The sequence below is a fragment of the Acinetobacter sp. XH1741 genome, assembly GCF_041021895.1.
Classification (GTDB): Bacteria; Pseudomonadota; Gammaproteobacteria; order Pseudomonadales; family Moraxellaceae; genus Acinetobacter.
On the sequence record NZ_CP157428.1, the window covers coordinates 1,838,118 to 1,864,117 of the forward strand.

At 39.7% G+C, this 26,000-nt stretch carries 22 protein-coding genes, 1 tRNA gene, 1 pseudogene and 1 riboswitch; of the genes and pseudogenes, 16 read left to right on the plus strand and 8 right to left on the minus strand.

The window, feature by feature from the left end:
• Nucleotides 1–469 precede the first annotated feature (469 nt).
• Together ABLB96_RS08745 and cysS are read right to left on the minus strand one after the other, a co-directional pair.
• Nucleotides 470–545, minus strand: a tRNA-Gly gene (locus ABLB96_RS08745).
• A 63-nt stretch (nucleotides 546–608) separates the two neighbouring features.
• On the minus strand, nucleotides 609–2,030 hold the full coding sequence (gene cysS / locus ABLB96_RS08750; protein ID WP_348898126.1) for a cysteine--tRNA ligase: 1,422 nt from the start codon (nucleotides 2,028–2,030) through the stop codon (nucleotides 609–611).
• A gap of 214 nt (nucleotides 2,031–2,244) precedes the next feature.
• On the opposite strand from cysS, the gene ABLB96_RS08755 reads away from it, so the two are divergent.
• The 11 genes and pseudogenes from ABLB96_RS08755 to ABLB96_RS08805 all read left to right on the plus strand — a co-directional run bounded on the left by ABLB96_RS08755 (nucleotide 2,245) and on the right by ABLB96_RS08805 (nucleotide 12,991).
• Nucleotides 2,245–3,222, plus strand: coding sequence for a KpsF/GutQ family sugar-phosphate isomerase (locus ABLB96_RS08755; RefSeq protein ID WP_348898127.1), 978 nt, complete (start codon nucleotides 2,245–2,247; stop codon nucleotides 3,220–3,222).
• Nucleotides 3,223–3,225: 3 nt separating this feature from the next.
• Nucleotides 3,226–3,765 (plus strand): HAD-IIIA family hydrolase, encoded by a 540-nt coding sequence (locus ABLB96_RS08760; RefSeq protein ID WP_348898128.1) that lies wholly within the window; start codon nucleotides 3,226–3,228, stop codon nucleotides 3,763–3,765.
• A gap of 37 nt (nucleotides 3,766–3,802) precedes the next feature.
• Entirely contained in the window at nucleotides 3,803–4,351 is a 549-nt protein-coding gene (gene lptC, locus ABLB96_RS08765) for an LPS export ABC transporter periplasmic protein LptC (RefSeq protein ID WP_348898129.1), read from the plus strand.
• Complete coding sequence (gene lptA / locus ABLB96_RS08770; protein WP_348898130.1) at nucleotides 4,335–4,883, plus strand: lipopolysaccharide transport periplasmic protein LptA; 549 nt, start codon at nucleotides 4,335–4,337, stop codon at nucleotides 4,881–4,883. Before lptC ends, lptA begins: the two co-directional genes overlap by 17 nt.
• The gene (lptB, locus tag ABLB96_RS08775) at nucleotides 4,883–5,629 is read left to right on the plus strand and encodes an LPS export ABC transporter ATP-binding protein (protein ID WP_212511667.1); all 747 of its coding nucleotides are present in this window, start codon (nucleotides 4,883–4,885) and stop codon (nucleotides 5,627–5,629) included. Before lptA ends, lptB begins: the two co-directional genes overlap by 1 nt.
• A gap of 273 nt (nucleotides 5,630–5,902) precedes the next feature.
• A pseudogene (locus ABLB96_RS08780) lies at nucleotides 5,903–7,369 on the plus strand (TolC family protein).
• Nucleotides 7,366–9,501: a type I secretion system permease/ATPase gene (locus ABLB96_RS08785; protein WP_348898131.1), complete on the plus strand. Its 2,136-nt coding sequence runs from the start codon at nucleotides 7,366–7,368 to the stop codon at nucleotides 9,499–9,501. Before ABLB96_RS08780 ends, ABLB96_RS08785 begins: the two are co-directional and overlap by 4 nt.
• Nucleotides 9,502–9,504: 3 nt before the next feature.
• Nucleotides 9,505–10,695, plus strand: a complete 1,191-nt coding sequence (locus ABLB96_RS08790) for an HlyD family efflux transporter periplasmic adaptor subunit (RefSeq protein WP_348898132.1) — start codon at nucleotides 9,505–9,507, stop codon at nucleotides 10,693–10,695.
• A gap of 93 nt (nucleotides 10,696–10,788) precedes the next feature.
• Nucleotides 10,789–11,388 (plus strand): YigZ family protein, encoded by a 600-nt coding sequence (locus ABLB96_RS08795; protein WP_348898133.1) that lies wholly within the window; start codon nucleotides 10,789–10,791, stop codon nucleotides 11,386–11,388.
• Nucleotides 11,381–11,992 carry a DapH/DapD/GlmU-related protein gene (locus ABLB96_RS08800; protein WP_348898135.1) on the plus strand — a complete coding sequence of 204 codons (612 nt, stop codon included), beginning with the start codon at nucleotides 11,381–11,383 and terminating at the stop codon, nucleotides 11,990–11,992. Before ABLB96_RS08795 ends, ABLB96_RS08800 begins: the two co-directional genes overlap by 8 nt.
• Nucleotides 11,993–12,148: 156 nt before the next feature.
• Nucleotides 12,149–12,991, plus strand: a complete 843-nt coding sequence (locus ABLB96_RS08805; protein ID WP_348898136.1) for a universal stress protein — start codon at nucleotides 12,149–12,151, stop codon at nucleotides 12,989–12,991.
• 116 nt (nucleotides 12,992–13,107) lie between these two features.
• Here the strand turns inward: ABLB96_RS08805 and ABLB96_RS08810 are convergent, their stop codons facing one another.
• Nucleotides 13,108–13,776, minus strand: coding sequence for an O-methyltransferase (locus ABLB96_RS08810; RefSeq protein WP_348898137.1), 669 nt, complete (start codon nucleotides 13,774–13,776; stop codon nucleotides 13,108–13,110).
• Between the two features lie 201 nt (nucleotides 13,777–13,977).
• Here ABLB96_RS08810 and ABLB96_RS08815 point away from each other — a divergent pair, with 201 nt between their 5' ends.
• Nucleotides 13,978–14,424, plus strand: coding sequence for a GNAT family N-acetyltransferase (locus tag ABLB96_RS08815; RefSeq protein WP_348898138.1), 447 nt, complete (start codon nucleotides 13,978–13,980; stop codon nucleotides 14,422–14,424).
• Between the two features lie 45 nt (nucleotides 14,425–14,469).
• Here the strand turns inward: ABLB96_RS08815 and ABLB96_RS08820 are convergent, their stop codons facing one another.
• The 5 genes from ABLB96_RS08820 to ABLB96_RS08840 all read right to left on the minus strand — a co-directional run bounded on the left by ABLB96_RS08820 (nucleotide 14,470) and on the right by ABLB96_RS08840 (nucleotide 20,498).
• Nucleotides 14,470–15,192 carry a D-Ala-D-Ala carboxypeptidase family metallohydrolase gene (locus ABLB96_RS08820; RefSeq protein WP_348898139.1) on the minus strand — a complete coding sequence of 241 codons (723 nt, stop codon included), beginning with the start codon at nucleotides 15,190–15,192 and terminating at the stop codon, nucleotides 14,470–14,472.
• A 131-nt stretch (nucleotides 15,193–15,323) separates the two neighbouring features.
• On the minus strand, nucleotides 15,324–15,647 hold the full coding sequence (gene fdxA, locus ABLB96_RS08825) for a ferredoxin FdxA (RefSeq protein ID WP_347747841.1): 324 nt from the start codon (nucleotides 15,645–15,647) through the stop codon (nucleotides 15,324–15,326).
• 345 nt (nucleotides 15,648–15,992) lie between these two features.
• Nucleotides 15,993–16,523 carry a GNAT family N-acetyltransferase gene (locus tag ABLB96_RS08830; protein ID WP_348898151.1) on the minus strand — a complete coding sequence of 177 codons (531 nt, stop codon included), beginning with the start codon at nucleotides 16,521–16,523 and terminating at the stop codon, nucleotides 15,993–15,995.
• A 63-nt stretch (nucleotides 16,524–16,586) separates the two neighbouring features.
• Nucleotides 16,587–19,232 carry a DNA mismatch repair protein MutS gene (gene mutS, locus ABLB96_RS08835; protein WP_348898140.1) on the minus strand — a complete coding sequence of 882 codons (2,646 nt, stop codon included), beginning with the start codon at nucleotides 19,230–19,232 and terminating at the stop codon, nucleotides 16,587–16,589.
• A gap of 354 nt (nucleotides 19,233–19,586) precedes the next feature.
• Complete coding sequence (locus ABLB96_RS08840; protein ID WP_348898141.1) at nucleotides 19,587–20,498, minus strand: LysR family transcriptional regulator; 912 nt, start codon at nucleotides 20,496–20,498, stop codon at nucleotides 19,587–19,589.
• A 103-nt stretch (nucleotides 20,499–20,601) separates the two neighbouring features.
• Here ABLB96_RS08840 and ABLB96_RS08845 point away from each other — a divergent pair, with 103 nt between their 5' ends.
• From ABLB96_RS08845 to ABLB96_RS08860, 4 genes are all read left to right on the plus strand, one after another.
• Complete coding sequence (locus ABLB96_RS08845; protein ID WP_348898142.1) at nucleotides 20,602–21,798, plus strand: MFS transporter; 1,197 nt, start codon at nucleotides 20,602–20,604, stop codon at nucleotides 21,796–21,798.
• A 215-nt stretch (nucleotides 21,799–22,013) separates the two neighbouring features.
• Nucleotides 22,014–22,946 (plus strand): CDF family Co(II)/Ni(II) efflux transporter DmeF, encoded by a 933-nt coding sequence (gene dmeF, locus ABLB96_RS08850; protein WP_348898143.1) that lies wholly within the window; start codon nucleotides 22,014–22,016, stop codon nucleotides 22,944–22,946.
• Between the two features lie 42 nt (nucleotides 22,947–22,988).
• Nucleotides 22,989–23,184: riboswitch (yybP-ykoY riboswitch) on the plus strand.
• Nucleotides 23,185–23,195: 11 nt separating this feature from the next.
• The gene (locus ABLB96_RS08855; RefSeq protein WP_348898144.1) at nucleotides 23,196–24,197 is read left to right on the plus strand and encodes a sodium:calcium antiporter; all 1,002 of its coding nucleotides are present in this window, start codon (nucleotides 23,196–23,198) and stop codon (nucleotides 24,195–24,197) included.
• Nucleotides 24,198–24,556: 359 nt separating this feature from the next.
• A complete protein-coding gene (locus ABLB96_RS08860; RefSeq protein WP_348898145.1) occupies nucleotides 24,557–25,921 on the plus strand; it encodes an EAL domain-containing protein in 1,365 nt (454 codons plus the stop codon).
• Nucleotides 25,922–26,000: the final 79 nt, after the last annotated feature.

A 26,000-nucleotide genomic window follows, 5' to 3' on the forward strand; every position in this document is an offset into this window, starting at 1 on the left:
AATTTTTCATCAATCTAATGTTTCCTTATTATGTAAATACAAACCTAACCTATAAAAATATCTTTTACTTTAAATGATCTTTATATTCATCTTTATATATTCCTGCTGCAGATGTTTTATTCTTCGTGTTGATAAGCCTCGCATTCAAACCATGCATAAGCTACTTTCAGTTTGTTTCTCTTGTTGATGCACTACATCTAGGGAAGGAACAAGCAGAAGTAAGATTAATAAATTTTTTTCTCACATTTTTTATAATTGATTAAGGCCATTTTTTTCTCTAAAGTGGTTTTTGAGCCTTTAAATTTACTTTGAAATAGTTACAAGTCAATTTTCATTGTTATGTCAAAATAATTTTAAATATTAGTTATTAAATTGCATGTGATAGGTATAGGGCATAGCTTGATTTTAGTTAACCAACAACCCATAAAAAAACCACCTAACTCTTTCGAATTAAGTGGTTTTTAAATTTTGGAGCGGGAAACGAGACTCGAACTCGCGACCCCAACCTTGGCAAGGTTATGCTCTACCAACTGAGCTATTCCCGCAATGTGAGCACATTATAGAGTGTTTCATTAAAGTGTCAACACTCTTGTGATCTAATTGAACGTTTAATCAGCACGACGCCAAACTGTACCTTGACGTGTATCTTCAAGAACTACGCCTTGGTCGAGTAAAGACTGACGAATACCGTCCGCTTTAGCAAAGTCCTTTGCTTTTTTCGCATCAACACGTTGTTGAATGAAATCTTCAATTTCAGCATCAGACAGAGTAAGTGCTTCTTGTCCAATATCTGACTTTAAGAAATCATCTACATTGTGTTGTACCAAACCTAAAATGTTGGTGAGGTGACGTAATGTCGAATAAAGCACAGTCGCTTGGTCAGCTTGCTCTTCTTTTACAGCACGGTTTAACTCTTTGTTGAGTTCAAACAATACCGCCATTGCTTCAGCAGTATTGAAATCATCACACATCGCATTGTTAAAGCGTTCGATAAAGTTTTGATCAAGCGATTCAGTTGTCGTTTGATCGTACACTTGTTGATAAGCTTTAAATGAATGGTAGAAGCGAGTTAAAGAAGTTTTTGCTTCTTTAAGTGCTACATCAGAGAAGTTCACAGGGCTACGGTAGTGTGAAGACACAATAAAGTAGCGAATCACTTCAGGGTGGAATTTCTCCATCACGTCGCGAATAGTAAAGAAGTTGCCTAAAGACTTAGACATCTTTTCACCATCAACGTTAATGAAGCCAACATGCATCCAGTAATTTACATACTGTTCACCAGTTGAGGCTTCACTTTGCGCAATTTCATTTTCATGGTGTGGGAACATTAAATCTGAACCGCCACCATGAATGTCAAAGTGATTGCCTAGGCAGCAAGTCGACATTGCAGAACATTCTATGTGCCAGCCCGGACGACCATTGCCCCAAGGAGATGCCCAAGATGGTTCATTTTCTTTGGCATGTTTCCAGAGTACAAAGTCAAACGGATGTTTCTTTTCAACTTCTACGTCAACACGTTCACTTGCGCCAGCTTGCATATCGTCAAGCTTACGGCCAGAAAGACGACCGTATTTTTCAAATTTGGTCACTTCAAAATACACATCGCCATTTGAAGCAGGGTAAGCAGAACCTTTATTGACCAAATTGCCAATCATATTTTGCATTTGCTCAATATATTCAGTGGCTTTTGGTGCTTCGTCTGGAGCTAAACAGCCTAAGTTCGCTGCATCTTCATTCATTGCATCGATAAAGCGAGTAGTGAGCTGTTGAATGGTTTCGCCATTTTCATTTGCGCGCTTGATGATTTTGTCGTCAATGTCGGTAATGTTGCGAATGTAGCGAACATTCCAACCCTGACTACGTAAAAAGCGAATAATGTAGTCAAATGCAACCATAACTCGAGCGTGCCCGATATGACAGTAGTCGTAAACGGTCATACCGCAGACGTACATATCGATGTGACCTTCTTTGCGAGGTACAAATTCAACTTTTTTTCGTTGCTCAGAGTTATATAAAACAAACGGTTGCATAAGGGTTTTCAAACACTCAACAAAAATAGTGTTACATCATAACTGATGCATCATTTTTAAAAAAGTTTTATGCATTAATTTTATAAGCTTGTGAAATCTTATACATTTAAAAACGTGTAACTGATTGAGTTATGCTAGAATGCCCCCAAATCTTTTGATTAAAATCACCGATCTCAATTGAGAGATCAGATCAATTATTTTGAGTCAAACTCGTATGCCTAATCCTACAGATTTCCAGAGCAGTGCATTAGCTACATTGCGTATTGAGCAACAAGCCATAGATGTATTAGCAACACAAATTGATGACCGTTTTAGCCGTGCTTGCGAAGTACTGTTGCAGTGTAAAGGTCGTGTTGTGATTACAGGTATGGGTAAATCTGGGCATATTGGTCGAAAAATGGCGGCAACATTTGCCTCTACAGGCACACCGTCTTTCTTTATGCATCCTGGTGAAGCAGGGCACGGCGATTTAGGTATGCTGGTTCGTGGTGATGTACTCATTGCAATTTCCAACTCAGGAAAAAGCGATGAAATCATGATGCTTATGCCACTTATTAAACATCTTGGCGTACCTATGATTACGATTAGTCGTAACGATAAAGGTCCAATGCCGCAAAATGCCGATATTGCTTTAACTTTAGGTGAGTCAGATGAAGCTTGTCCTTTAGGCTTAGCACCAACCTCTAGTACAACAGCGACTTTGGTGTTAGGCGATGCTTTAGCGGTAGCCTTACTTGAAGCACGTGGTTTTACTGCTGATGATTTTGCTCGTTCGCACCCGGCTGGTGCATTAGGCAAACGCTTGCTTTTACATGTAAAACATTTAATGCATACAGGCGATGAGTTACCAAAAGTTTCACCTGAAACACCAATGAATCAAGTGCTTTATGAGATTTCAAATAAGCGTTTAGGCTTGACAACAATTGTTGATGAACAAGACCATTTGCTTGGTATTTTTACAGATGGGGATTTACGTCGTCTGATTGATAAGCAACAAGGTTTTGATGTGAATTTACCTGTTTCTGAAGTCATGACTAAAAAGCCATCAACGATTTCTCAAGAAGCACGTGCTGTAGAAGCTCTACAACAGCTTAACCAGAAAAAAATCAGTCAGTTTGTGGTGGTTGATGATCAAAATAAAGTGATTGGTGTAATTAGTATGCATGACCTTATTCAGGCAGGGGTGAATTAATTCATGGCATCGTATGCATTGTTAGAACAAGCACGTCATTTGCAGGCATTGGTTCTGGATGTTGATGGTATTTTGAGTGATGGCTTTGTGACTTTAACCAACACGGGCGATGAAATTAAATCGTTTGATATTCGTGATGGTTTGGGCATGAAACTTGCGCAAAAAGCAGGTATGAAAGTCATTATTATTACTGGCCGAAAAAGCAATATTGTTGAAAAACGTATGTCTGATTTAGGCGTTGATCTGGTTTTTCAAGGTCGTGAAGACAAAGGCTCTGCACTTCGTGAAGCCTGTGCACAGTTTAATATCCTACCTTCTGATTGCTTATATATGGGCGATGATTGGCCTGATCTTTCAGCATTTGCAATTGCTGGAATGAGCGTTACTGTTCCAAATGGACATGAAGAAGTACGTCGCCGTGCACATTTGGTAACCCAAGCCATGGGTGGTCGTGGTGCTGTACGTGAAGTCTGTGATATGTTGCTGATCGCAAAAGGCATTTACCAAGAACTTCTTGAAAAATATCTTGCAGTACCGCATTAATAACTAGATTACTTAAAAAGGTAGGCTATTCCTGCTCATGGATACCAGAGTTTTATATATTGTTGCTGTAGTGGTTGCTGCTGTAAGTGGTGGTTACTACTACTATAGCGGCAAGGCAAAAAAACTGGACATTGGTTCGGCGAAGAATATGACGTATTCAGCGCAGGGCGTCCATTTGACTCAAACTGATGACAAAGGCAATTTGTATATTCGTGCTGAAGTTCGTCAGCTTGAGCAGGATATGCAACAAAAGACATCAAAGTTGGATCAACTTAATGCCTCTATGTATAAATTAGGTAAAGTTGATGCAACATTCTTTGCTAAACAAGCTTATGGATATGATGATAATCAAAAGGTTGTGTTATCGGGTGATGTGGTAGCAACTAAGCTAGCACCTCAAGGAACACTTGAGTTTCAAACCGATGAATTAACGGGTTATCCAAAAACCAGAGATATTGAAACGAATCACCAAGTGACTGTTCAGTCTCCACAAGGCGAGTTTGTGAGTAAAGGATTAAAAGGCAATTTGAATAATGGTCAGTACGAATTTTTTAATATTCGAGGAAAGTATGCACCAAAGTCTTAATTTAAAACGTTCTTCAGCTTTCCTAAAACAAGCTGCGGTAATTACACTCGTTGCTTTATCATCTGCTTCGACTTTTGCTTTGCCGTCTGACCGTAATCAACAAATTTCATTGGTTGCAGACCGTGCAACTTACAATGATAAGACTGGTTTGACGACTTACACGGGTAACGTCGTGATTGAACAAGGTACGATGAAGCTTCAAGCTGACTCGATTGTTGCAAATCTAAACTCGAAACGTGAAATTCAGGTGATTACTGCAAAAGGTAGACCAGCCAAGTTCCAACAGCAAGTCAATGCCAATAAAGGCGTTGCACGTGGTGAAGGACAGACCATTGTTTATAATGCAGACACAGGCATTATTACGTTGTCTGGCGGCGCGTACTTATATCAAGATGGTTCAAGTATTCGTGGTAACTCTCTGAAATATAGTATGAATAAAGGTGATGTTGAAGCTCAAGGTTCTTCTTCAAACCGCGTACAAATTATTATTCCACCTTCAAGTTCAAAAAGTTTCCCAGGAGCGCGTGACTAATGCAACAAGCTCTTCAACAACCGCAAACTTTGTGTATTAAACACTTAGCAAAAAACTATAGTAAGCGTTGGGTGGTTAAAGACGTCTCTTTTAGTATGCAAAGTGGACAGATTGTTGGTTTGCTTGGTCCTAATGGTGCCGGAAAAACAACGAGTTTCTATATGGTCGTTGGGTTGGTGCGTATGGATAAAGGCGAAATCCATCTTGATGACTTGGATATGTCCGACTTGGCAATGCATGAGCGTGCACGTAAAGGTATTGGTTATTTACCTCAAGAAGCTTCTATCTTTAGAAAGTTGACGATTGCTGAAAATATTATGTCGATCTTAGAGACGCGTAAAGATTTAAATAAACAGCAACGTCAACAACGTCTTAATGAATTATTAAATGACTTTAAAATCAGTCATATTAAAGATTCACTAGGGATGAGTGTTTCTGGTGGTGAACGCCGCCGTGCAGAAATTGCGCGTGCGTTGGCAGCAGATCCTAAATTTATGCTCTTAGATGAACCTTTTGCTGGTGTTGACCCGATCTCGGTTGGGGATATTAAAGACATTATCCAGACACTCAAAGATCGTGGAATTGGTGTACTCATTACAGATCATAATGTACGTGAAACTTTGGCGATCTGTGAGCGCGCTTACATCGTAAGTGAAGGCTCGGTTATTGCCGAAGGCACCCCACAAGAAATTTTAGATAATGAACAAGTGCGTAAAGTCTATTTGGGCGACGATTTTACAGTTTAATTAAAGTAATTAATCTAATTGGTTAAAAAGAGGTCAAGGCCTCTTTTTTGTTTTTTGGTGTTTTATAAATAAAAACAAACATATATACCACTCATTTAATAAAAAAATAATGTGTGATTTATTCGACCAATTATGCTGTTTTCGTTGAAAAACTATGTAGAATGGAGATGCTTTTAAACGATAACAAACAACATCAACAAGATAAGCATGATTGGATATAACCAGAAAAGAGTGAAAGGGAAATGTAGTAAGCAGGCTTTCCTGAAAGGGCTGATGCTTCTAAGTACACTACATGTTCCTGTCGTGGTATATGCTGCTAAACCAAGTGAGCAATATCACACCCTGAAAGATAACCTGTCACAACTTTTTGTCCCTAAAAGTAGTGATGAATTTAAAGTTGCCAAGATGCAAGAGCTTAGTAATTTTAAGCTAGATCGTTCTATTGCACAGGAATTTCCAACAGTTCAGCTTAATGATAAGTCGGCCTCATCTTTAGCCAACTTGCCGTCTAGAACGATGACCTTGCAGGATGCTGTAAAAATTGCCATTCAGCGTAGCCCGGATATTTCACAATCTATTGCAACTTTAGCAGGTCAAAATTCAGGAGTTGACGTTGCTAAAGCAGGTTACTATCCCCAGCTTGCTGGAGGGATTTCAACTGGTGATTTAAGCAGTGGAGAGAGAGGTAGGCAGTTACTTACTTTAAGTGCCACTCAAATGCTTTATGACTTTGGTAAAGTCAAATCAGGCGTCAATATTGAGCAATCTAAAGTTCAGGTTGAACAAGCGAATGTATTAGTTAGTATTGACACGCTAGCGCTTGATGTTGCACAGACCATCGTTAATATCCAACGTTATCTTCAACTTAATAAAATTGCTGAGCAGCAAATAGCAGGTATTCAACGTATTCAAGACATTGCTAACCTGCGTGCAAATGCTGGTGTCGCGAGTCAAGCTGACCCTATTCAAGCCCAATCCTATTTACAGGCCGCACAAGCTACATTGATTGCCCAGCAATCATTGCTACGACAGTATCAACAGCATTAAAGAACACTATTAGGTGCCGATGTTAGTCGTACTGGATGGATTATTTCCGACGATCTTGTTAAGCAATCAGACTTATATAGCGAACCTGAATTTAATACCATTCCTAAAATGATTGCAGCACAGGCAAGTGTTGAAGTCGCTAAAGCACAAAAAGAGCAAACTCGTTTAACTCGCTACCCGACTTTAGCTGTCAAAGGCTCGGTCAGTCAGGCGATTAACGGTAAAAATCCAAATAATGATAAAGATGATGGTCTATATAGTTCCGTCATGCTTGAAGCAACAAGCCAGTTTTATCAAGGTGGAGCAACTGCTTCACAAGTAAAAATGGCAAGCTATGCTGAAGAAGCAGCTAAATCTAAGGTGAATTCTGTTTATCTGGAAGTTCTGGATCAAATTAGAACAAGTCGTGAACAAATTGAAAATAAACAACGGCAAATACAGGTATTAGTAAGCCGCCAAGCAACAACGGTTCGTACGCGCGAACTGTACCAAGAACAATATAAACTCGGTACCCGTTCACTCGTCGATTTATTAAATGCTGAACAAGCGATTCACAGTGCCGACTCAGACCTCGAATCAGCACGTTATGATATTTATAACAGTATTGTTCAGTACATAGCAGCAACAGGACGTTCCCGCCAAGCCTACGGCTTAAATAATATTTCAATTCAGGGGTTCGAAGTACAACCATGATGACAAAAATAAATTACCAGCCTTGGTTACAGGCGGTCTTAACTATTGCCAAACATTATCGAATTGAACCTTCAGAAGAAAGAATTCGTTTACAACTCGATTGGAACCAAAATCAGAATTTAGATGACGTGTTACAGTTAATGACGCGTCAGGTCGGCATGAATCTGCGTAAAGCACCATTTTCTTTAGACTTGTTAAACCCATGGCGTTTACCAGTTATGGTAGAGTTTTTTGATGGGCAAGTTGGTGTTATTGATAAAGCCGATACGCAAGGAAACGTTAGTATCCAGTTCAGTGGTGATCAGGGACTTTCGCAAAATTTATCTTTAGACGCTTTAAAAACGACAATTAAAAATGTCTATATTTTGCGTCCTGAGACATCTATTCCAGATGCGCGTATTGATGAATATATCAAGCCATATGAAGCAAACTGGTTCTGGTCAATCGTTTTAAGAGACTGGAAACGCTACGTTGATATTATGTTTGCCTCACTCATTGCCAATATTTTGGCATTGGCAACCATTATTTTCTCGATGCAGGTTTATGACCGTGTTGTGCCATCTCAGTCGATTCCAACGCTATGGGTTTTGGCAGGTGGTGTTCTCATTGCAGCGCTTTTCGAATTTACCTTACGTATATCACGGGTGTATTTATCCGATATTATTGGTAAACGTGCAGACCTACGTGTGTCTGACCGCGTATTTGGTCATGCCTTACGTATTAAAAATAAAGACCGCTCTAAATCTACCGGTAGTTTTATTTCTCAAATTCGTGAACTCGAAGGTGTTCGTGAGCTAGTTACCTCCACAACGATTAGTGCAATTGCCGATTTCCCATTCTTTTTCTTATTCCTGATCATCTTTGGGATTATTGGTGGGAAATTATTCTGGGTTATGCTCGTTATTGTGCCTCTTATGATCTTGCCTGGTGTTTTGGTACAAAAGAAACTGGCACAGCTTGCTCAAGAAGGTATGCGAGAATCTTCAATCCGTAATGCAATTCTTGTAGAAGCGGTGCAGGGTATTGAAGACATTAAGCTATTACGTGCTGAATCACGTTTCCAAAACCAGTGGAACCACATGAATGAGGTTGCCGCTGATGTTGGGATGAAACAGCGTAAAATTGTCGGTACTTTAATGGCTTGGACTCAAATGATTCAAGGCTTAACGTATGCGGTTGTGGTATTAGTCGGCTGTTTTGCTGTGATGGATGGAGAGATGACAACGGGTGCGCTTGTTGCATGTTCGATTCTTTCCTCACGTATGTTGGCGCCAATTGCCCAAATTACTGGAGTGTTGGGTCGCCTACAGCAAGCAAAAGTTGCTAAACAAAGTCTAGATGAGCTCATGCAGCGTCCAATTGATCAGGCGGATCGTGCGCATTTAGTTCATAAAGCAGTTCTAAATGGTAATTACGAATTAAAAAATCTAACGTTCCAATATGGTGATGATGATCCAAAACCGAGTCTTGCAATTCGCCATTTACAGATTCGTGCTGGGGAAAAAGTTGCAATTTTAGGACGTAATGGTGCAGGTAAGTCGACACTGCTTCAACTTCTATCGGGTATGCAAGTTGCAACTCAAGGCGCAGTGCATTTAGATGGTTTAGATCTTTCTTTAATTGATCCGTCAGATGTACGTCGTGACATGGGGCTTCTGAACCAAAATGCACATTTATTCTACGGAACAATTCGTGAAAACCTCACTTTAGGTGCGCCGCTTGCGACCGATGAAGATATTCTTCGTGCATTGGTAGTGACAGGTGCATTACCTTTTATTCAAGAGAAAAAAGAAGGACTCGATCACCTGATTTTAGAAGGTGGTGTCGGTTTCTCTGGTGGTCAAAAGCAAGCGTTATTGCTTGCACGTTTATTGATTCGCCAACCAAATATTTTATTACTCGATGAGCCGACCGCGGCGATTGATGATGTGGCAGAAAAGCAACTTATTGATCATCTAAAAGGCTGGTTGGCACATCGCACATTGATCGTTGCAACCCACCGCCGCGCTGTTTTAGAACTGGTCGACCGTATTATTGTCGTGAACGAGGGCAAGATCGTCATGGATGGGCCAAGAGATCAAGTACTTAATCAATCAACAGCCCAACAAAAACAAGTAAGCCAAGGGGGTTAATTCATGAGCGAACAACAACAAGAACTCACCCGTTCAATGAATGTATCTTATAGTGAACCGCCATTACCACGTGCCAGTTTAGTCATCTGGATTGTTGGTATTGGGCTCGTTAGTTTATTTATTTGGGCATGGTTTTTTAAGTTAGAAGAAGTGTCGACAGGTACAGGTAAAGTCATTCCATCGTCTAAAGAACAGGTCATTCAGTCTTTAGAAGGCGGTATTTTAACTAAACTGAATGTACAAGAAGGTGACATTGTTCAAAAAGGACAAATTCTTGCTCAGTTAGATCCAACCCGATTTGCATCAAATGTGGGTGAGTCAAGATCTTTGCTGATTGCAGCTCAGGCAACAGCAGCACGTTTACGTGCGGAAGTGAATGGTACACCGTTAGTTTTTCCTGAAATGGTTGCAAAAGATCCAAAGCTTGTCCATGAAGAGACGGCTTTATATGAGTCTCGTAGAGCTGATTTACAGCAAACCCTTTCAGGTTTAAAGCAAGCATTAGAGTTAGTTCAACAGGAACTAGCGATGACTGAACCTTTAGTTGCTAAAGGCGCGGCGAGTGAAGTGGAAGTTTTACGCTTACGCCGTGAAGCGAATGATTTGCGAAATAAAATGAACGATGCACGTAACCAATATTATGTGAAGGCTCGTGAAGAGTTATCTAAAGCAAATACGGATAGCCAAACTCAACAACAAGTAGTGATGGGTCGTAATGACAGTTTAGAGCGTGCAATATTTAGAGCACCTGTACGTGGCGTTGTAAAAGAAATTACAGTAACAACGCATGGTGGTGTTGTTCCACAAAACGGTAAGCTAATGACGATTGTCCCAATTGATGAGCAATTGTTAATTGAAGCTCGCATTTTGCCTCGAGATATTGCGTTCATTCGCCCTGGCCAAGAAGCGTTAGTTAAGATTACAGCTTATGACTATTCTATTTATGGTGGTTTAAAAGGGAAGGTTACGGTTATTTCTCCAGATACCATTCGTGATGAAGTGAAGCAAGACCAATTCTACTATCGTGTTTATATCCGAACAGATACCGATAAGCTTTACAATAAACAAGGCAAAGCTTATGGAATTACACCGGGTATGGTGGCAACTGTAGATATTCGTACAGGTGAGAAAACTGTACTGGATTACTTACTTAAACCATTTAATAAAGCGAAAGAAGCGCTGCGAGAAAGATAATAAAAAAAGCCCCGAAGTTCGGGGCTTTTTTTATAGGTTTGATTCTATTAAATTCACGTTATAATTTGATTTTTATTGTGCTTTATTTAATTTATGGCTTTTACGATTGCATCACCCGTTACATTTGAAGAAGAAATTAAAAAAAGTAGATTTCAGGCGATTGCTGCGCCAGTAGAAAATGAACAGCAAGTGAAAGAATTTTTAGAAATCAATAAAGATATATCGACCACGCATCAGTGTTGGGCATGGAAAATTGGACATAATGTTCGCTTTAACGATGATGGCGAGCCATCAGGTACAGCAGGGCGTCCAATCTTGGCAACTATTGAGGGAAATGACCTGACCAATATTATTGTGATGGTCAACCGTTGGTATGGCGGAATCAAGCTGGGAACTGGTGGTTTGGTACGGGCCTATGGCGGTTGTGCTGGGCAATCATTATTGTTGGCTGAGCGGATTGAGCTGATTGCGAAGAAAACCATTCACTTTTCTTGTCATTTTAATGAATGGGCCATCTTTCAGTATGAGCTTTCGCAGCAGCAAATAGAATATCAAGAAACCTATACCGCAACAGGTGTAGATATTGAAGCGAGACTGCAAATCCACCAAATTGAACCACTTGCCTTGAAACTCCGAGATGTAACCCGTGGTCGTGAAGAATTAAAAGTTGAGGAGGAATTAACTGATGACTGACTCCTTACTTAAATACCGTGAGCAACATAAGCACCGTTTAAATTACATGCCATGGCTATATTGGACTCTAAAGCCTAAACACCGCGCTTGGGCCGAAGAATGGCAAAAAGAATATCAAGCTTATTTAATGGATATGGAAACAGTCGAGATCGGTGAGAACTGCTTTATTTCACCGTTGGCTCATATTTTTGCTGAGCCGGGCCGTAAAATTAAGATTGGTGATAACTGTTTTATTGCAGCCGATTGTAGTTTGCATGGGCCGCTTGAGATTGGTAATGAAGTTGCTATTAACCACCATTGCATTTTAGACGGTGGTCGGGCCGGCATAAAATTGCATGATCAAGTTCGTATAGCTGCTTATTGTCATCTCTATGCATTTGATCATGGTATGCAGCTAGACCGTCCGCTTTACCAACAGCCTGTTACTTCCAAAGGAATTGAGATTGAGCAAGATGTTTGGTTAGGGGCGCATGTCGGGGTGAAAGACGGTATTAAAATTGGTAAACACACCGTAATTGGTATGAATAGCATGGTCACCAAGGACATTGAACCCTACCATATTGTGGGCGGAAACCCTGCAAAATTTATTCGTTTAAGAGAATAATACAGTCATAAGAATGTAATAAAATGTTTGATCTTTAAACAAAAAGTTTGTTTTTAATACATAAACCTTAACATACAAATTTTTATCTATGTTAAGTTAAAGCTAAGTTATAGAAAAATCTCCAAGGCAAATAGACCTGAAGAAGAGAGGCAACAAATGAACCGTGTTATTGCGTGTATTGACTCATCACCTTGTATTAATGCGATTGCAGATGCAGCAGCTTGGGTTGCCAAAGCAACCGGACGAGAGCTTGTGTTATTACAAATTCTAGATTACTACCCAGCAAGTTATCACCTCGGTGAAATTAGTGGTGTAATCGGCTTTGAAAGCAATGCAATGTTGCTTAAAGAGTTATCTGAATTAGAGCAAAAACAAAGTGAACTTGCTTTAGATTACAGCAATAATTTACTCAGACATATTTCTGATGTAATTAAAGAAAAACACGGAATTACTTGTTCAAAAATTCAAGAAAAAGGTGATTTTTTAGAACAAAGTTTTAATCTCTTGCATGAAAACGATATTGTTATTTTAGGTCGAGTTGGCGAAAGAGCTGCCGAAAAACATAAACCAATTGGTAGTAATGTTGAAAACTTTATTCGCGGAGCGAACTGTACGGTTTTGACCATTGGTGAAAACTTTAAAGTACCAACGCGTTTTATTTTCGCCTATGAATATTCACCTACATGTCAAAAAATGATGCACCGTATTGCACAAAGTGATTTGTTACGCACATTGCAATGTCATTTAGTATATGTCGGCGATCATCCTGAAATACTAAATGAGCCAGAGCATTACCTCAAACAAGCGGGGCTAGATGTGGTTACCGTTTACCGTTATGGTGATGTAGCCCAAAATATTCTTGAATATCAACAAGAGCACGGTATTCAAATTATTGTACTGGGTGCATTTAGTCACAGCAAAATTCATCAATTCTTCTTGGGAAGTATTGCAACCACTATATTCCGAAACGCGACTGTCCCATTACTTGTGGCTAAATAATGAGATAAGCATATAGTTATCCGCAAATCTTGTGGATAACTATATGGAAAAGCAAGGGTAATAAAAGTAATTTGTTGATTATAAATAATAAAATGTAAAAGATGATTTTTTGATCATTATTTCACAATTGCAATCGCGAAGCCATCGTGACCTTTTGAGCCAACGGTTTGTAACGCGGTACAAGACAGAATTTGCGGATGGTTTTCTAAAGCTTTGAACGTTTCACGAATGCCTTCAATGCTTGGCTTTTTGTTTTCCGGATTTAAAATATCACCAGCACGAATAACATTGTCGAGCACAATAATCGTGCCTGATTTTGAAAACTTAAGGCTGAGTTCCAAATATTCCGGATAACCCTGTTTGTCGGCATCGATAAAGATAAAATCGAATGGTTCCATCGACTGCGGATCAATTGCTGAAAGTATATCGGCAGCACGACCCGCTTTTAGCTCAACTTTTACAGGCAGATTTGCATGGTCGATATTTTTTTGAGCTATTTCTGCATGAGTGTCACGGCCTTCAATGGTAAGTAAATAACCATCTTCAGGGAGGGCACGTCCTAACCAGATGGTGCTGTAGGCAGCAAAAGTCCCAATTTCTAAAACACGTTTGCATTTATTCATCTGAATCAGCATTTGCAAAAGCATCCCTTGGTTTGGAGCAACTGCAAGATGATTTGAAAAGCCGTGTTCGTCGGTATTTTTTAATGCAAAGTCGAGTCGGGGATCTTCGGGAATTAAATGTGAGTCGATATATTCGTCAATGTCTGTCCACAACTGCTGCATAGTCAAATTTACCTGTATATTGATAGGCGTATTTTAAACGTTTATCACTAGAGTGCAAAAATCTTCGATTGAAGAATTTTTGGTTGCTTATGGAATGAGCAAAATACTGTTCCTACGTAGCTAAACCAAATTAAAAAATAAATATAAAAGGCTCATTTCTTGCTTATTTTTTCAATGTCTAGTTAGTAATGTATAAATGAGATGGATATTACGTTTGGTGTGTTCACAAGTGTAGATTTTGAAGAGGGTGCAGAGGTTTATTGTTCCGCTTTTAGTAATGAGCCATGGAATGAGCGGTTTGATGATTTAGAACCAATTAGAAAATATTTTGAGAGTTATTTCCAATATTCATGTTCTTTAGGCTTTTGTGCAAAATGGGAAAACCAATTAATTGGTGTTGGGATGGGGCATATTCATCCAACTATACAAGGGATTCGTTATTATTTAGATGATTTTTTCATTCATATTGAATATCAAGGAAAAGGAGTTGGCTCTAAGCTTTTAAGTTATATAGAAGGAAAGTGTAGAGAAAATAATATAGAAACTATTGTTTTGCACACCTTAAGAGAATCTATTTCAGAAGATTTTTATAAAAAGCATGGCTTTAAACCCCGTTTAAAACTTATTTCTTTAGCGAAACGCTTGTAATAGGGCTTAAATAAAAACTCCTTTCAGGTGAAAGGAGTTTTTTTCTTAGAAATGACACATAGAAGAGTTTCGGGTTAAGTCAGGGCCCCAAGTACGATAGCCTTGAGTATCAATATGGATTTGTCCTGAACTATATAAACCAATCCCTAAGTTTAAACTTTGGCCATGTTGAGCCCAGAATTGACACAATTTAAACTTGGTATTTTCAATAAATGCATAGTCTTGTGGCTGCGGAACTTCTGGCCCAATACGGAAATCGATAGCCGAGTTAAACAAATGTTTAGATGAGCTTGCACCACCAGCACATTGGTTTAATGGAAGGTCACGATAAACAGAAGTCACTTCAAAGTCAGTTAAAATTTTTGCGGCAACTAAGTATTTAAAGACACGTAAAGTCGATAAAGAGTTATTCCACAGCTCACGATTGGGTACGGCATATTCTGAACTGCCGCATTTTTGCCAATCACGGGCGGATCTTAATAATTCAAAACTTGGTACGATGCCTGCCACATCATTACGCGCTAGAAATTTTTCATATTCGCGTACACGTTCATAATGATCGCCTGTATTTAACCAAGCGCGATAAGAAGCAGGCTCAACTTTAGGGGGAACTGGGCGTTCGATAGTAACGCGCTCTTGAGGAATAAAGATGCGTTTACCGTTTGGAGAGGTTTTGCCTGTTGTTGTGTGTTGGGGAGAGCTGGCACAACCCACCATAATCGCTGGGATTATGCATAAGGGCACCAAGCTCTGCAAAAACTTCCGCATAAGAAAAATCAAAAGCTTATAAATATTGCGCCTATTTTAATGCAAAACAGTGCACAAATTACGAGGATTTTGCAATGAAATGTTTGAATAGGGTATAAAAAAGATCAGCGGTTGCTGATCTTTTTTTGAAATTATTTTTCTAAATACTGTAACTTATCTGGTTTGCCGTTCCATTCTTCACGGTCAGCAGGTTGGTCACCAATTTGAGTAATGTTAGGCCATTTTTGAGAAAGCTCAGCGTTTAACTCAATAAATGCTTCTTGACCTTCTGGTAACTCATCTTCAGAGAAAATTGCATTTGCAGGGCATTCTGGTTCACACAATGCACAGTCAATACATTCATCCGGATTAATCACTAGGAAATTCGGACCTTCGTAAAAACAGTCTACAGGACAAACTTCTACGCAATCTTGGTATTTACATTTAATACAATTTTCAGTGACAACAAAGGTCATGGCGACAGCTACCTAAAAAATATGGTTTCATTTCGAATAGCTTATTTTAGGCAAAAAAGGGGTAAACAAACAATTGCTTTTATTGATATTGTTTATTTATACATATGAAGATAAGTTAATACTTTGATATTCAAAAGAATGTTCTAGCCTTAAGCTTGGCTAAATTGTGAAATTAAGATAAAAATATATTTTATAAAACAATAGCTTAAGTGAAGTTTTTCCGAGGAGTTTAAATGTCATTTAAGTCAAGGTATCTATTTGATTAGATACCTTAAATGCAACTTTTGCTTTTGAATTAGGCTTTTGAGCATCATGGATATTCAAAAAATCTTTGAATTAGAGTGCTTAAAGCGTACAAAGCAGGTGAATGTCTTCGGGTTCAAGCTCCCATAATTGCCGATCTGGATGCTTTAATGGCTTTGCACCATGCTTGATATAAAAGTCGACTGTACGTTTACTCGGTGTCGCTGAAATATAAAGTTGATGAGCGCCCAGTTGTTTGGCAGACGCTTTCGCTGCCTGCATAAGCTGTGCACCAATACCTTGACCTTGTTGGTCGGCATCGACATAAAAATATTGCAGTAACTTTGCATCGGGATAATCAGTAATCACTTGATCTGATACCACACTAATACCGACTAACTGTTTAGCAGCATTAAAAGCACCTATAAACGATGCACCTTGTTGATAAAGTTCTTTTAATTTGGGTGGGTCATTTTCTAAATGATATGCATCCCACTGCTGAACGTCATAAAAACATTCTGTTAATTCTAATTGTTCTTGTTTTTGTATATAGAGTTGGGTAATCAGTTCTCGTCGACTAATTTGTTGCCAAATTAAATCGATCTCTGCATAGAACAGGGACCTTAAGAAAATAGAAATTTTATTCTCCTTAGAGTAAGAGCAAACATGTTTTTTACATGTTTGCTCAATAAATAATTATGAATTGAGCGCTGCTTTTAGCTCATAAAGTTGTTCAAGTGCCTGACGAGGCGTCAAGTTATCTACTTCAATTTGCTTAAGCAAATCTAGAGCAGGTGAAGGCACTTCAATTTCAATCACTTTCTCGATAACTTGAGTGTTCGATATCGCATTTGAATCGATAGTGGCAAACAAATCGTCTTGAACGCTGGTTTGTAAGTGTTGCTGTTGCTGCTTCTCTAAAATGCGTAAACGCTTTTGAGCTTCTTTAATAACATTGGCAGGAATACCAGCCAATTTCGCAACTTGTAAACCATGGCTTTGGCTTGCAGGGCCTTGTTGAACTTTATGCAATAAAATCAGGTTGCCATTTAACTCTTGAGCAGTTACATGGTAGTTGTCGATACCTGCTTCACTGCCTAACTCGGTCAATTCGAAATAGTGGGTCGCAAACAGACATAAGCACTTAACACGTTTGGTTAAATCAATGACACACGCCCATGCTAAAGAAAGACCATCGTAGGTACTCGTACCACGGCCAACTTCATCCATTAACACCAACGACTGATTAGTTGCATGGTGCAAAATTTGAGAAGTTTCAGTCATCTCAACCATAAATGTTGATTTACCCGTTGACAAATCATCGGCTGAACCAATACGGGTAAAAATACGGTCAATCGGGCCAAGCTTGGCAGCTCTGGCCGGAACATAACTACCGCAGTAAGCAAGCAAACTAATTAATGCAGTTTGACGCATAAACGTAGATTTACCACCCATGTTCGGGCCGGTAATAATCGCCATGCGGTGCTGTACATCAAGGAAAGTATCATTTGGGGTAAATGGTGCTTTACTTAGGGCCTCAACCACAGGGTGACGGCCGCCTTGAATTTTAATACCCGTTTCTGGTGTAAATTCTGGACGTGCCCAATTGTTTAAACGGGCTTGATGTGCAAAGTTTGCCACCACGTCAATTTGTGCAATTGCTGAACTCATCATTTGTAGATGAGCAATATTTTCGCGAAGGTTTTCAAGTAAAGCTTCAAACAGTGCTTTTTCACGAGCTAAAGCACGCGACTCGCTTGACAGTACTTTATCTTCGAAGCTTTTTAGCTCAGGCGTAATGTAACGCTCAGCATTCTTTAAAGTTTGGCGACGAATATAGTCGGCAGGGGCTTGCTCGGCTTGCGCACGAGTCAGTTCAATGTAGTAACCACTGACACGGTTATAACCGATTTTTAAGGTATTAATGCCAGTACGTTCACGCTCTTTAATTTCTAAATCAATGAGGAATTGACCTGCATGATCACGAATTTGACGTAATTCATCGAGTTCAGCATCGTAACCTTCTGCAATTACATTGCCATCACGAAGTAATACTGGCGGGTTTTCAACAATAGCTGCCATTAAGTGTTGATGAAGCGCTTTAAAGTCGCCAAGTTCTTGATCAAGTTGAACTAATAGTTTCGATTTTTTCGCTTGAATCACTGGCGTTAAAGCTGTTCTTAACGCTGGAATTTGCGCGCAAGCATGACGAAGCTGAACTAAATCGCGTGGACGAGCACTGCCAAGCGCTACACGGCTTAAGACACGTTCAATATCGCCAATTTCTTTAAGCACTAGACGAACAGGGCTTTCATGATACCCCTGAATTAACTGTTCAATCGCATCTAAACGAGCATCGAGCAATGCGGTATCGCGAACAGGTTGCGTGAGCGTACGGCTCAGTAAACGCCCGCCCATTGCTGTTTGACAGTCATTCACAAGTTGGAATAAAGAGGTTCCATGATCAAATAACGGTTCAATAATTTCTAAGTTACGGCGCGTGATTGGGTCGAGCGCAATAAAGTCTGTACTTTGTTCCAGCAAAATTGAACGAATATGCGGTAACGCCGTTTTTTGGGTTTCTTTAGCATAGTGAATCAGAGCCGCAGCAGCAGCTTTAGCTAAAGGTAATGGGTCTAGTCCAAAACCAGAAAGTGTAGATACCGTGAACTGATCACATAAAGTTTTTTGTGCATTATTTAGATTGAAGTCTACATTTGGGCGTTTGGTAACAGGGCAATCTAAGTGCTTTTTAATTTGCTCAATAATATGAGTGTCAACCAAATCTTCATCAATCAAAATTTCACTTGGCATGAGGCGCGCAAGTTCAATTGGAAGTTGTTCTGGTTTGTAGTCTTGTTGCTGAACTTTAAAAATACCCGCACTTAAGTCGAGTAAAGCAAAACCGATCTGGTTTTGATGAATGCATAGCGCCACAAGGTTAGATGACTGATAACTTGTAAGTAGTGCATCGTCAGTTAAAGTACCTGGCGTAAGAATGCGAACAACTTTACGTTCAACAGGGCCTTTGCCTGTGACTTCGCCGACTTGTTCGCAAATGGCAACGGTGCGGCCTGCTTTAACCAAGCGTGCAAGATAACCTTCTGCTGAATGGTAAGGAACACCTGCCATTGGAATCGGGTTGCCGTTTGCTTTACCACGATGGGTTAGGGTAATTCCTAAAAGTTTGGCTGCTAAATGCGCGTCTTCAAAAAAAAGTTCATAAAAGTCGCCCATACGATAAAACAGCAACGCATGTTGATATTCTTTTTTGACCTTGAGATATTGCTGCATCATTGGAGTGTGGGTGGAGAGATCAGCCATGATTTCAGCGCTATTCATGCGTAATAAACCCTTAAAAAATCAATAATATTTTACGTTTGGTCATCTAGCCAATTCTAACAATATCTGTGTGAATTGGATTTAATCTAAGAAAAAAGTATACCTTCTAGTGTACCTTTTTTATGTCAAAATTGAGTCAACAGTGTGAGAGAGCTTAACTTAATTTCTCAAGGTTGCCATCTTAACAAATTGAGGCTGATTGGCAAAAAGGATTCCTAAAATGAGTGAAGAAATAAACAGCAAAAAGAAAGTACTCTTATCAGCTTGATCAATAGACAAAATAAAGATTGGCAATGTGAATAAAGCTCCTGTTGGGGAACATATAGATTGCAAATATTTGTGAAAAGCTATGTTTTATGAAGATAGATGACTCAATTTCTCATGCATGAAATCAATAATCGCTCTTGTTTTAGCGGGTAAATACCGACGATTTGAATAAATCGCAAACAAATGCAATGGCGCTGCCGATTGCTCAAACTCAATTTCGATTAATCGTCCATCGCTAATGTAGGGTTGGCAAGCTTGTTTGGATAAAATTGCAAAACCAACACCTGCTACAGCAGCTTGTCCTGCCATCTCTCCACTGTTTACCCGATAATGCCCTTTGACCTTGATTGTTTCAAACTCTCCCTTTTTATTTACAAACTGCCAAGGAGCACCTTTGAGTGCAGTTACTGTTGTAATACAGGGTAACTCTTCAAATTGCTGGATATGAGTAGGGGTGCCATAACGCTGAATGACCGAAGGAGCTGCAACAATAGTGCAAGGGATCGTCACCAACTGACGGGCGATATAGTCACTGTTATCTAGCTGTCCACGGGTAATAATAACCGCTAAATCCAGATCATCTCGCAGAGACTCGAAACCGGACAAATTTGTGACACAGCTAATTTCTAGGTCTGGATACTGGCAGGCGAAGTCGGCAATAACAGAACCTAGCAGCGCAGGGCCTATTTCATTGGGAATACAGATACGTAATGGACCCTTGAGCTGTATTTGTCGTAACGTTAACTCTGTTTCAGTTTGCTCAAGCGCTTCTAGTAATGGCTTTGCTCGGGTATAGAGTAGGTGTCCCGCCTGAGTGAGTTTCATATGTCGGGTGCTACGCTCAATGAGCTGTAGATCTAATTTTTCTTCTAACTGGGAAATACAACGACTCACGTTTGATGTCGGCATTTCAAGGATTTTTGATGCCCCAACAAAACTTTCTCTTTCAACCACCGCAATGAACACTTTCAGAGTATTAATATCAAAAGCCGATCGCATCAATTATCCCAAATTTGATAATAATAAGTGCCATTTTTAGCACATAATAAACACTATTGATAGCGATTAAACTTGGGTGTCTTTCATCCATAGGTTGCTTGCTATGCCTCTAGGCACACCAACATTGAATCATAAAGCCCTTATACGAATAGCGATTGTGATTGCTTTTGTCCAGTTCACCAATGCGCTGGAATACATGGTGTTCAATCCCATTTTTGTTTTTATGGCAACAGATTGCTCTGTGCCTGTATCATTTTCAGGCTATGTGTCGGGTATGTACACACTCGGAGCCGTTCTTTCTGGCGTTATAGCCTTTTACCGGATTGATCACTTCAATAAGAAAAATTTCTTAATTGCCAATATGGCACTACTAGGCTTACTGACACTATTAACAACTTTCACATCTAGTTTTAGTCTTCTGCTTGCTCTCCGATTTTGTGCAGGGCTGGTAGGTGGTACAACAATGGGTGTGGGTATCAGTATATTGATAAACAACGCACCGCCGCACTTACGCGGAAAAATGTTAGCGACAGTGATTGCGTCATTTTCGATAGTCAGTATTGTAGGAATGCCCACTCTAATATATCTGTGTATACATTATGGTTGGCATGTGGCTTTATGGGTAATCGCTATATTGTGTCTGTTGGCATTGCCATTGGTGGTATCCATTATACCCAAAGACCCAGTCTCTTTAGAGGTGTTTCGAGCGCCGTCTCTTGATGGAGATACTTTACTGTTCGCCTCCAGTAATGCGCTTGTACAGTTTAGTCCAATGCTGGTTATTCCTATTCTAGCGCCATTAATGATTCAGCAATTGGGCGCTTCGCAAGACCTACTACCTTGGCTTTTCTTTTGTGGGGGCATTGTAGGCTATCTATCTACAAAAATTACAGGCCTGTTAACTTCCCGTTTTTCTGCTTTGCTGTTGGCTACAGCTTCAACCATAGTTTTTATACTCAGTTTGCTCATACCAGTTTTAGGCTATCAGCAGGCAGGGTTATTTATTACTTTATTTCTCGGCGCTTCTTACAGTCGTTTGGTGTCATCTTCGGTGGTTACGATGCAATTTCCTGACGATCAGCAAAGAGCTGGATTCTCTTCATTACAGACATCAATCATGTATCTCATGACAACCATCGCATTTTTCCTGTCTGCTTTTTTATTATCAGACCACGCCATGGCACCACAAAGTGTAAATAAGTTACTGGTGTTATGTGCAATTTCCGCAGCAGGATTCCCAATTTTGGTTCTTGTTTTGCAAAAGAAACTGACTAAACGCTTTCAACTGAAAGAATTCTAAAATCGCTGTTTTCGGTACATGCAAAGAGTCATGAGTACAAATAGTTTGGCTTTTGGCTCTACCAATTTGAATAGTACATTTGCTCAATTCACTCTGGCACATGAGTCCTGAGGGGTAAATACTGATTAAAAATTTTCTTGTCTTGGTCGTCAGGCAATCTATTTTCTTTCAAATAAATATATACTATGGGGGAGTATTAATAAAAGACCATAAATATGGAAATCAATAGCAACTTAGAACGTTACCATTCTCATCAGTTCGATGAAGGAAACCCTCTGGCTCAAAAGAAAATTTTGATAGCAACTATCCTAACTGCCGTGATGATGGTTTTTGAAATTGTAGGGGGGTGGATCTTTAATTCCATGGCACTTTTAGCCGATGGATGGCACATGAGTTCACACATGGTTGCGCTAGGGCTGGCTTATATTGCTTACAAAATGGCTCGCCGTTATGCCCATGACAAACGTTTTAGTTTCGGAACTTGGAAAATTGAAATTTTGGGGGGCTATAGCAGTGCAATCATATTAATGGTGGTTGCGCTTTTGATGGGCGCCCAATCTATTGAGCGATTACTTCATCCTGTTGATATTCACTATGATGAAGCGATTTCTATTGCTGTTGTAGGGTTGGCTGTCAATATAATCTGCGCATGGCTATTACATGATAGCCATGACCACCACCATCATCACGATCATGGGCATAGTCATCACCATCATGATCATCATCACGATTTAAATCATAAAGCTGCGTTTATACATGTGGTTGCCGATGCTGTAACTTCGGTATTAGCCATAGTTGCACTTTTTGCTGGTAAATATTTTGGATGGAATTTTTTAGATGCACTATTGGGGATAGTAGGAGCCATACTTGTTGCCCAGTGGTCTTGGGGACTTTTACGTGATACAGGAAAAACGTTACTAGATGCCGAAATGTCACATCCCGTTGTCGCTGAAATCCAAGAAGTTATAGAGCAATTGTCCCAAGTGAAAATTACCGATTTACACGTATGGAAAGTAGGTAAGGGAAAATTCTCATGTATTTTGGCTTTAGAAACGAATAGAACAGATTTAACCCCCGATTTGGTCAAAAAAGCATTGTCTATTCACGAAGAAATTGTACATGCCAGTGTAGAAATACATTTTGTCTGACCAACGCAGTAGAGTTACAACGAAATCACTGCTAAAATCCACCCCATTGTCATTGGGGAGTAGCCATTCCTAGTACCCAGCTAGGAAGAGCACGTCAACAAACTTGAGATGAGTATCTCATGGCGTGTTCAGCCGCTGTATATATACAGTGTGAGCTAGGCGAGACCTTTGGCCACAACGTACTTTGCTAGTCGGGCGAGGAGCGTTGTTGCGCCAATGGTTTCTTGTTCGCCCGGCTGGAATGATTCTATGCTCCTCACTTTTATCTTATTCTTTTTGTCCGCTGGGGCAATTTATCTCGCCTGCGAATATTTCGTTAACGGCATTGAATGGTTTGGTAAACGTCTTAACCTCGGTGCAACCGCAGTAGGCTCAGTTCTCGCAGCTTTTGGTACAGCGCTACCTGAAAGTGCAGTCACTTTTATGGCCGTTGTATTTGGTAATACGCCAGAACAAAAAGACTTGGGTGTTGGGGCTGCAATGGGTGGCCCACTGGTTTTGGCAACGTTGGGCTATGCTGTTGTTGGTCTGGTATTAATCCTTCATCGTAAAAAGCTGGCACGCGCATCAAATCAGGTACAAGTTGATTACGCTCGCTTAAGTCGAGATCAGGTTTCTTTCCTTGCAATCTTTGTATTAAAAGTAGCGCTTGGTTTGGTTGCATTTGCCATTAAGCCTTGGCTAGGCATTTTATTTTTGGCGGCTTATGCAGCTTATGTCTGGCGTGAGATTAGAGAATCTGACACAAGCGCTGAAGAAGAAGAACTTGAACCCCTCAAATTTCGTCCAAATACGGCCGAACCATCTTTAGGTTGGGCGGGTCTACAAGTCTTGTTGGCTTTAGTTGTGATTAGCATTGCATCACACACCTTTGTGGCTCAACTAGAAGCGATTGGTACAGCACTTAGCTGGCCGCCTCACATGGTTGCTTTGCTACTGAGTCCGGTTGCAACTGAATTACCTGAAATTATGAATGCGCTGATTTGGGTGCGCCAAGGCAAAGAACGTTTAGCTTTAGCAAACATTTCCGGAGCCATGATGATTCAGGCGACCATACCAAGTGCATTGGGTATTTTCTTTACACCGTGGCGCTTTGATGGCGTGCTATTGGCATCTGGTGTGATTACTGCACTCGCTATTGTATTTCTATGGGCTTTATTCCGCCGTGGTTCGGTCGATGGCCGAGCATTAGTTGCGGTCAGCAGTCTATATGCTGTTTTTGCAGTAATCGTTGCTATTTCTCTTAGATAAAACTTGAAGGCTAAATCAGCCATTTTCAAAATGCTTAAATAGGTCATCTTATGCACCTACGGGTGTGTAAGATTACGATAAGCGCATATTTTTTGACATTTGTTTGAATTTTCACCATTTAAAGGCTGTACCTTGGTAGCAGAGGCATGTATTGTTAGGTCATGATACTTTAAAATTAAGGAGTACTTAAAAAACAGTATCGTTCAATTAAACAACAGAACTGTACCAGCATTATTAAAACAATACCTACATTAAAACGAAAAGTATAAAGAACAGGGAAATAAAACATTACGTTTTATGAGTAAATATTGAAATGGAGTATCAATGATCACATTGGGGATCTATGTAGAAATATTTTTATGGTTGATTTATTTATGATAGCTTCGTCTTACTTAAAAAAACAAAAGAAAAATTATAGTGCCATAAAGGATCAGCAACTTACTATTGCAGCCAAAGCCAATATCTTTATTTGCCTTATTTTTTGCTTGTTTTGGACAATATATTTCGCAATTGCACAAATGTGGCTTATTGTTTGTATGGATATCTTTTTCACAATGATATCTCTATTTAGTCTTTTTTTACTGTATATACGTCAAATTTCAGCGGGTATTCTCTTATCCCAAGCCGTGCTGCTGGTTTTTCCAGTGGTGTTTTGCCTGTTTTTTGATGTGGCGAGTATTGATTACCCGCGAGTGGCACACTTGTTTTTGCCTGCCGGAGCGATATTGGGGTATTTAAATTACCGCCGTGATCCAAGTTTCTTACAATTTATTTTGATTGTATTGTCGATTACATGTTTTATATTTTTTAGTGGCAGCTCTTTTAATATCGCTGGCGCAATCCCTTTACCAGAAAGCATTCGTGATCATGGTGGATGGATTGTAACTTGTGTCGCCACACTCATGATTTGTATCTCAATTTATACGATGCAATTAGAGATGCAAATAGAAAATAAATTGGTGCAAGACCTACGACTGGCGCTTGCGAAAAAACAATTTGAGCTTTTTTATCAACCACAAATAGATTCGTCTGAAACCCTGATTGGTGCGGAGGCTTTGCTCAGATGGCATCATCCTGTTTTAGGATATGTTCCGACAAAAGATTTTATTCCGGTCGCTGAAGTTTATGAGTTAATGCCCAAGATTGGCGAATGGGTACTTGCGCAAGCCTGTTGCGTGTTGCATCAATGGAGCAAAAAAGAAGAGACCAAAAAACTGAAACTCTCAATCAATATTAGTGCCGATCATTTTATGCAACAGCACTTTGAACAAACTGTGATTGGTATGGTTCAGAAACATGGCATTAATCCATCGCTGCTCATATTAGAAATTACTGAAAATATTGCTTTAAATAATTGCGCTAGCATGATCGAAAAAATGCACTTCTTGTCAAAACATGGAATCCAGCTTTCTCTTGATGACTTTGGCACGGGTTATTCATCTTTAAGCTATTTGCAAAAAATGCCGATTAGCCAAATTAAAATTGATCGTAGTTTTGTAGAGGCTGCTTTAGATGACAAGCGTAGCAATAAACTGGTCACGGGCATTATTAAAATTGGTCTGGACTTGAACCTTCGTGTGTTGGTAGAGGGAATAGAAACGGCCGAACAGTTTAGCGCTTTTAAAGATAATGGTTGTACGGAGTTTCAAGGCTATTTATGGGGATGCCCAATGCCTTTAAGGGACTTTATTGATCAAGTACCAAATTTCAGTAAAAAAACATAGTCGGTTGTTTCTGACTTGAATGTACGAAAAGGTGATAAAAAAAATACATTATTTGCCTACTAAAAAGATGAATTAAGCG

What these genes read in the sequence shown, in the direction of transcription:
- cysS (WP_348898126.1), bottom strand. Translation starts at nt 2,030, where the DNA reads ATGCAACCGTTTGTTTTATATAACTCTGAGCAACGAAAAAAAGTTGAA.
- ABLB96_RS08755 (WP_348898127.1), top strand. Translation starts at nt 2,245, where the DNA reads ATGCCTAATCCTACAGATTTCCAGAGCAGTGCATTAGCTACATTGCGT.
- ABLB96_RS08760 (WP_348898128.1), top strand. Translation starts at nt 3,226, where the DNA reads ATGGCATCGTATGCATTGTTAGAACAAGCACGTCATTTGCAGGCATTG.
- lptC (WP_348898129.1), top strand. Translation starts at nt 3,803, where the DNA reads ATGGATACCAGAGTTTTATATATTGTTGCTGTAGTGGTTGCTGCTGTA.
- lptA (WP_348898130.1), top strand. Translation starts at nt 4,335, where the DNA reads ATGCACCAAAGTCTTAATTTAAAACGTTCTTCAGCTTTCCTAAAACAA.
- lptB (WP_212511667.1), top strand. Translation starts at nt 4,883, where the DNA reads ATGCAACAAGCTCTTCAACAACCGCAAACTTTGTGTATTAAACACTTA.
- ABLB96_RS08785 (WP_348898131.1), top strand. Translation starts at nt 7,366, where the DNA reads ATGATGACAAAAATAAATTACCAGCCTTGGTTACAGGCGGTCTTAACT.
- ABLB96_RS08790 (WP_348898132.1), top strand. Translation starts at nt 9,505, where the DNA reads ATGAGCGAACAACAACAAGAACTCACCCGTTCAATGAATGTATCTTAT.
- ABLB96_RS08795 (WP_348898133.1), top strand. Translation starts at nt 10,789, where the DNA reads ATGGCTTTTACGATTGCATCACCCGTTACATTTGAAGAAGAAATTAAA.
- ABLB96_RS08800 (WP_348898135.1), top strand. Translation starts at nt 11,381, where the DNA reads ATGACTGACTCCTTACTTAAATACCGTGAGCAACATAAGCACCGTTTA.
- ABLB96_RS08805 (WP_348898136.1), top strand. Translation starts at nt 12,149, where the DNA reads ATGAACCGTGTTATTGCGTGTATTGACTCATCACCTTGTATTAATGCG.
- ABLB96_RS08810 (WP_348898137.1), bottom strand. Translation starts at nt 13,776, where the DNA reads ATGCAGCAGTTGTGGACAGACATTGACGAATATATCGACTCACATTTA.
- ABLB96_RS08815 (WP_348898138.1), top strand. Translation starts at nt 13,978, where the DNA reads ATGGATATTACGTTTGGTGTGTTCACAAGTGTAGATTTTGAAGAGGGT.
- ABLB96_RS08820 (WP_348898139.1), bottom strand. Translation starts at nt 15,192, where the DNA reads ATGCGGAAGTTTTTGCAGAGCTTGGTGCCCTTATGCATAATCCCAGCG.
- fdxA (WP_347747841.1), bottom strand. Translation starts at nt 15,647, where the DNA reads ATGACCTTTGTTGTCACTGAAAATTGTATTAAATGTAAATACCAAGAT.
- mutS (WP_348898140.1), bottom strand. Translation starts at nt 19,232, where the DNA reads ATGAATAGCGCTGAAATCATGGCTGATCTCTCCACCCACACTCCAATG.
- ABLB96_RS08840 (WP_348898141.1), bottom strand. Translation starts at nt 20,498, where the DNA reads ATGCGATCGGCTTTTGATATTAATACTCTGAAAGTGTTCATTGCGGTG.
- ABLB96_RS08845 (WP_348898142.1), top strand. Translation starts at nt 20,602, where the DNA reads ATGCCTCTAGGCACACCAACATTGAATCATAAAGCCCTTATACGAATA.
- dmeF (WP_348898143.1), top strand. Translation starts at nt 22,014, where the DNA reads ATGGAAATCAATAGCAACTTAGAACGTTACCATTCTCATCAGTTCGAT.
- ABLB96_RS08855 (WP_348898144.1), top strand. Translation starts at nt 23,196, where the DNA reads ATGCTCCTCACTTTTATCTTATTCTTTTTGTCCGCTGGGGCAATTTAT.
- ABLB96_RS08860 (WP_348898145.1), top strand. Translation starts at nt 24,557, where the DNA reads ATGGTTGATTTATTTATGATAGCTTCGTCTTACTTAAAAAAACAAAAG.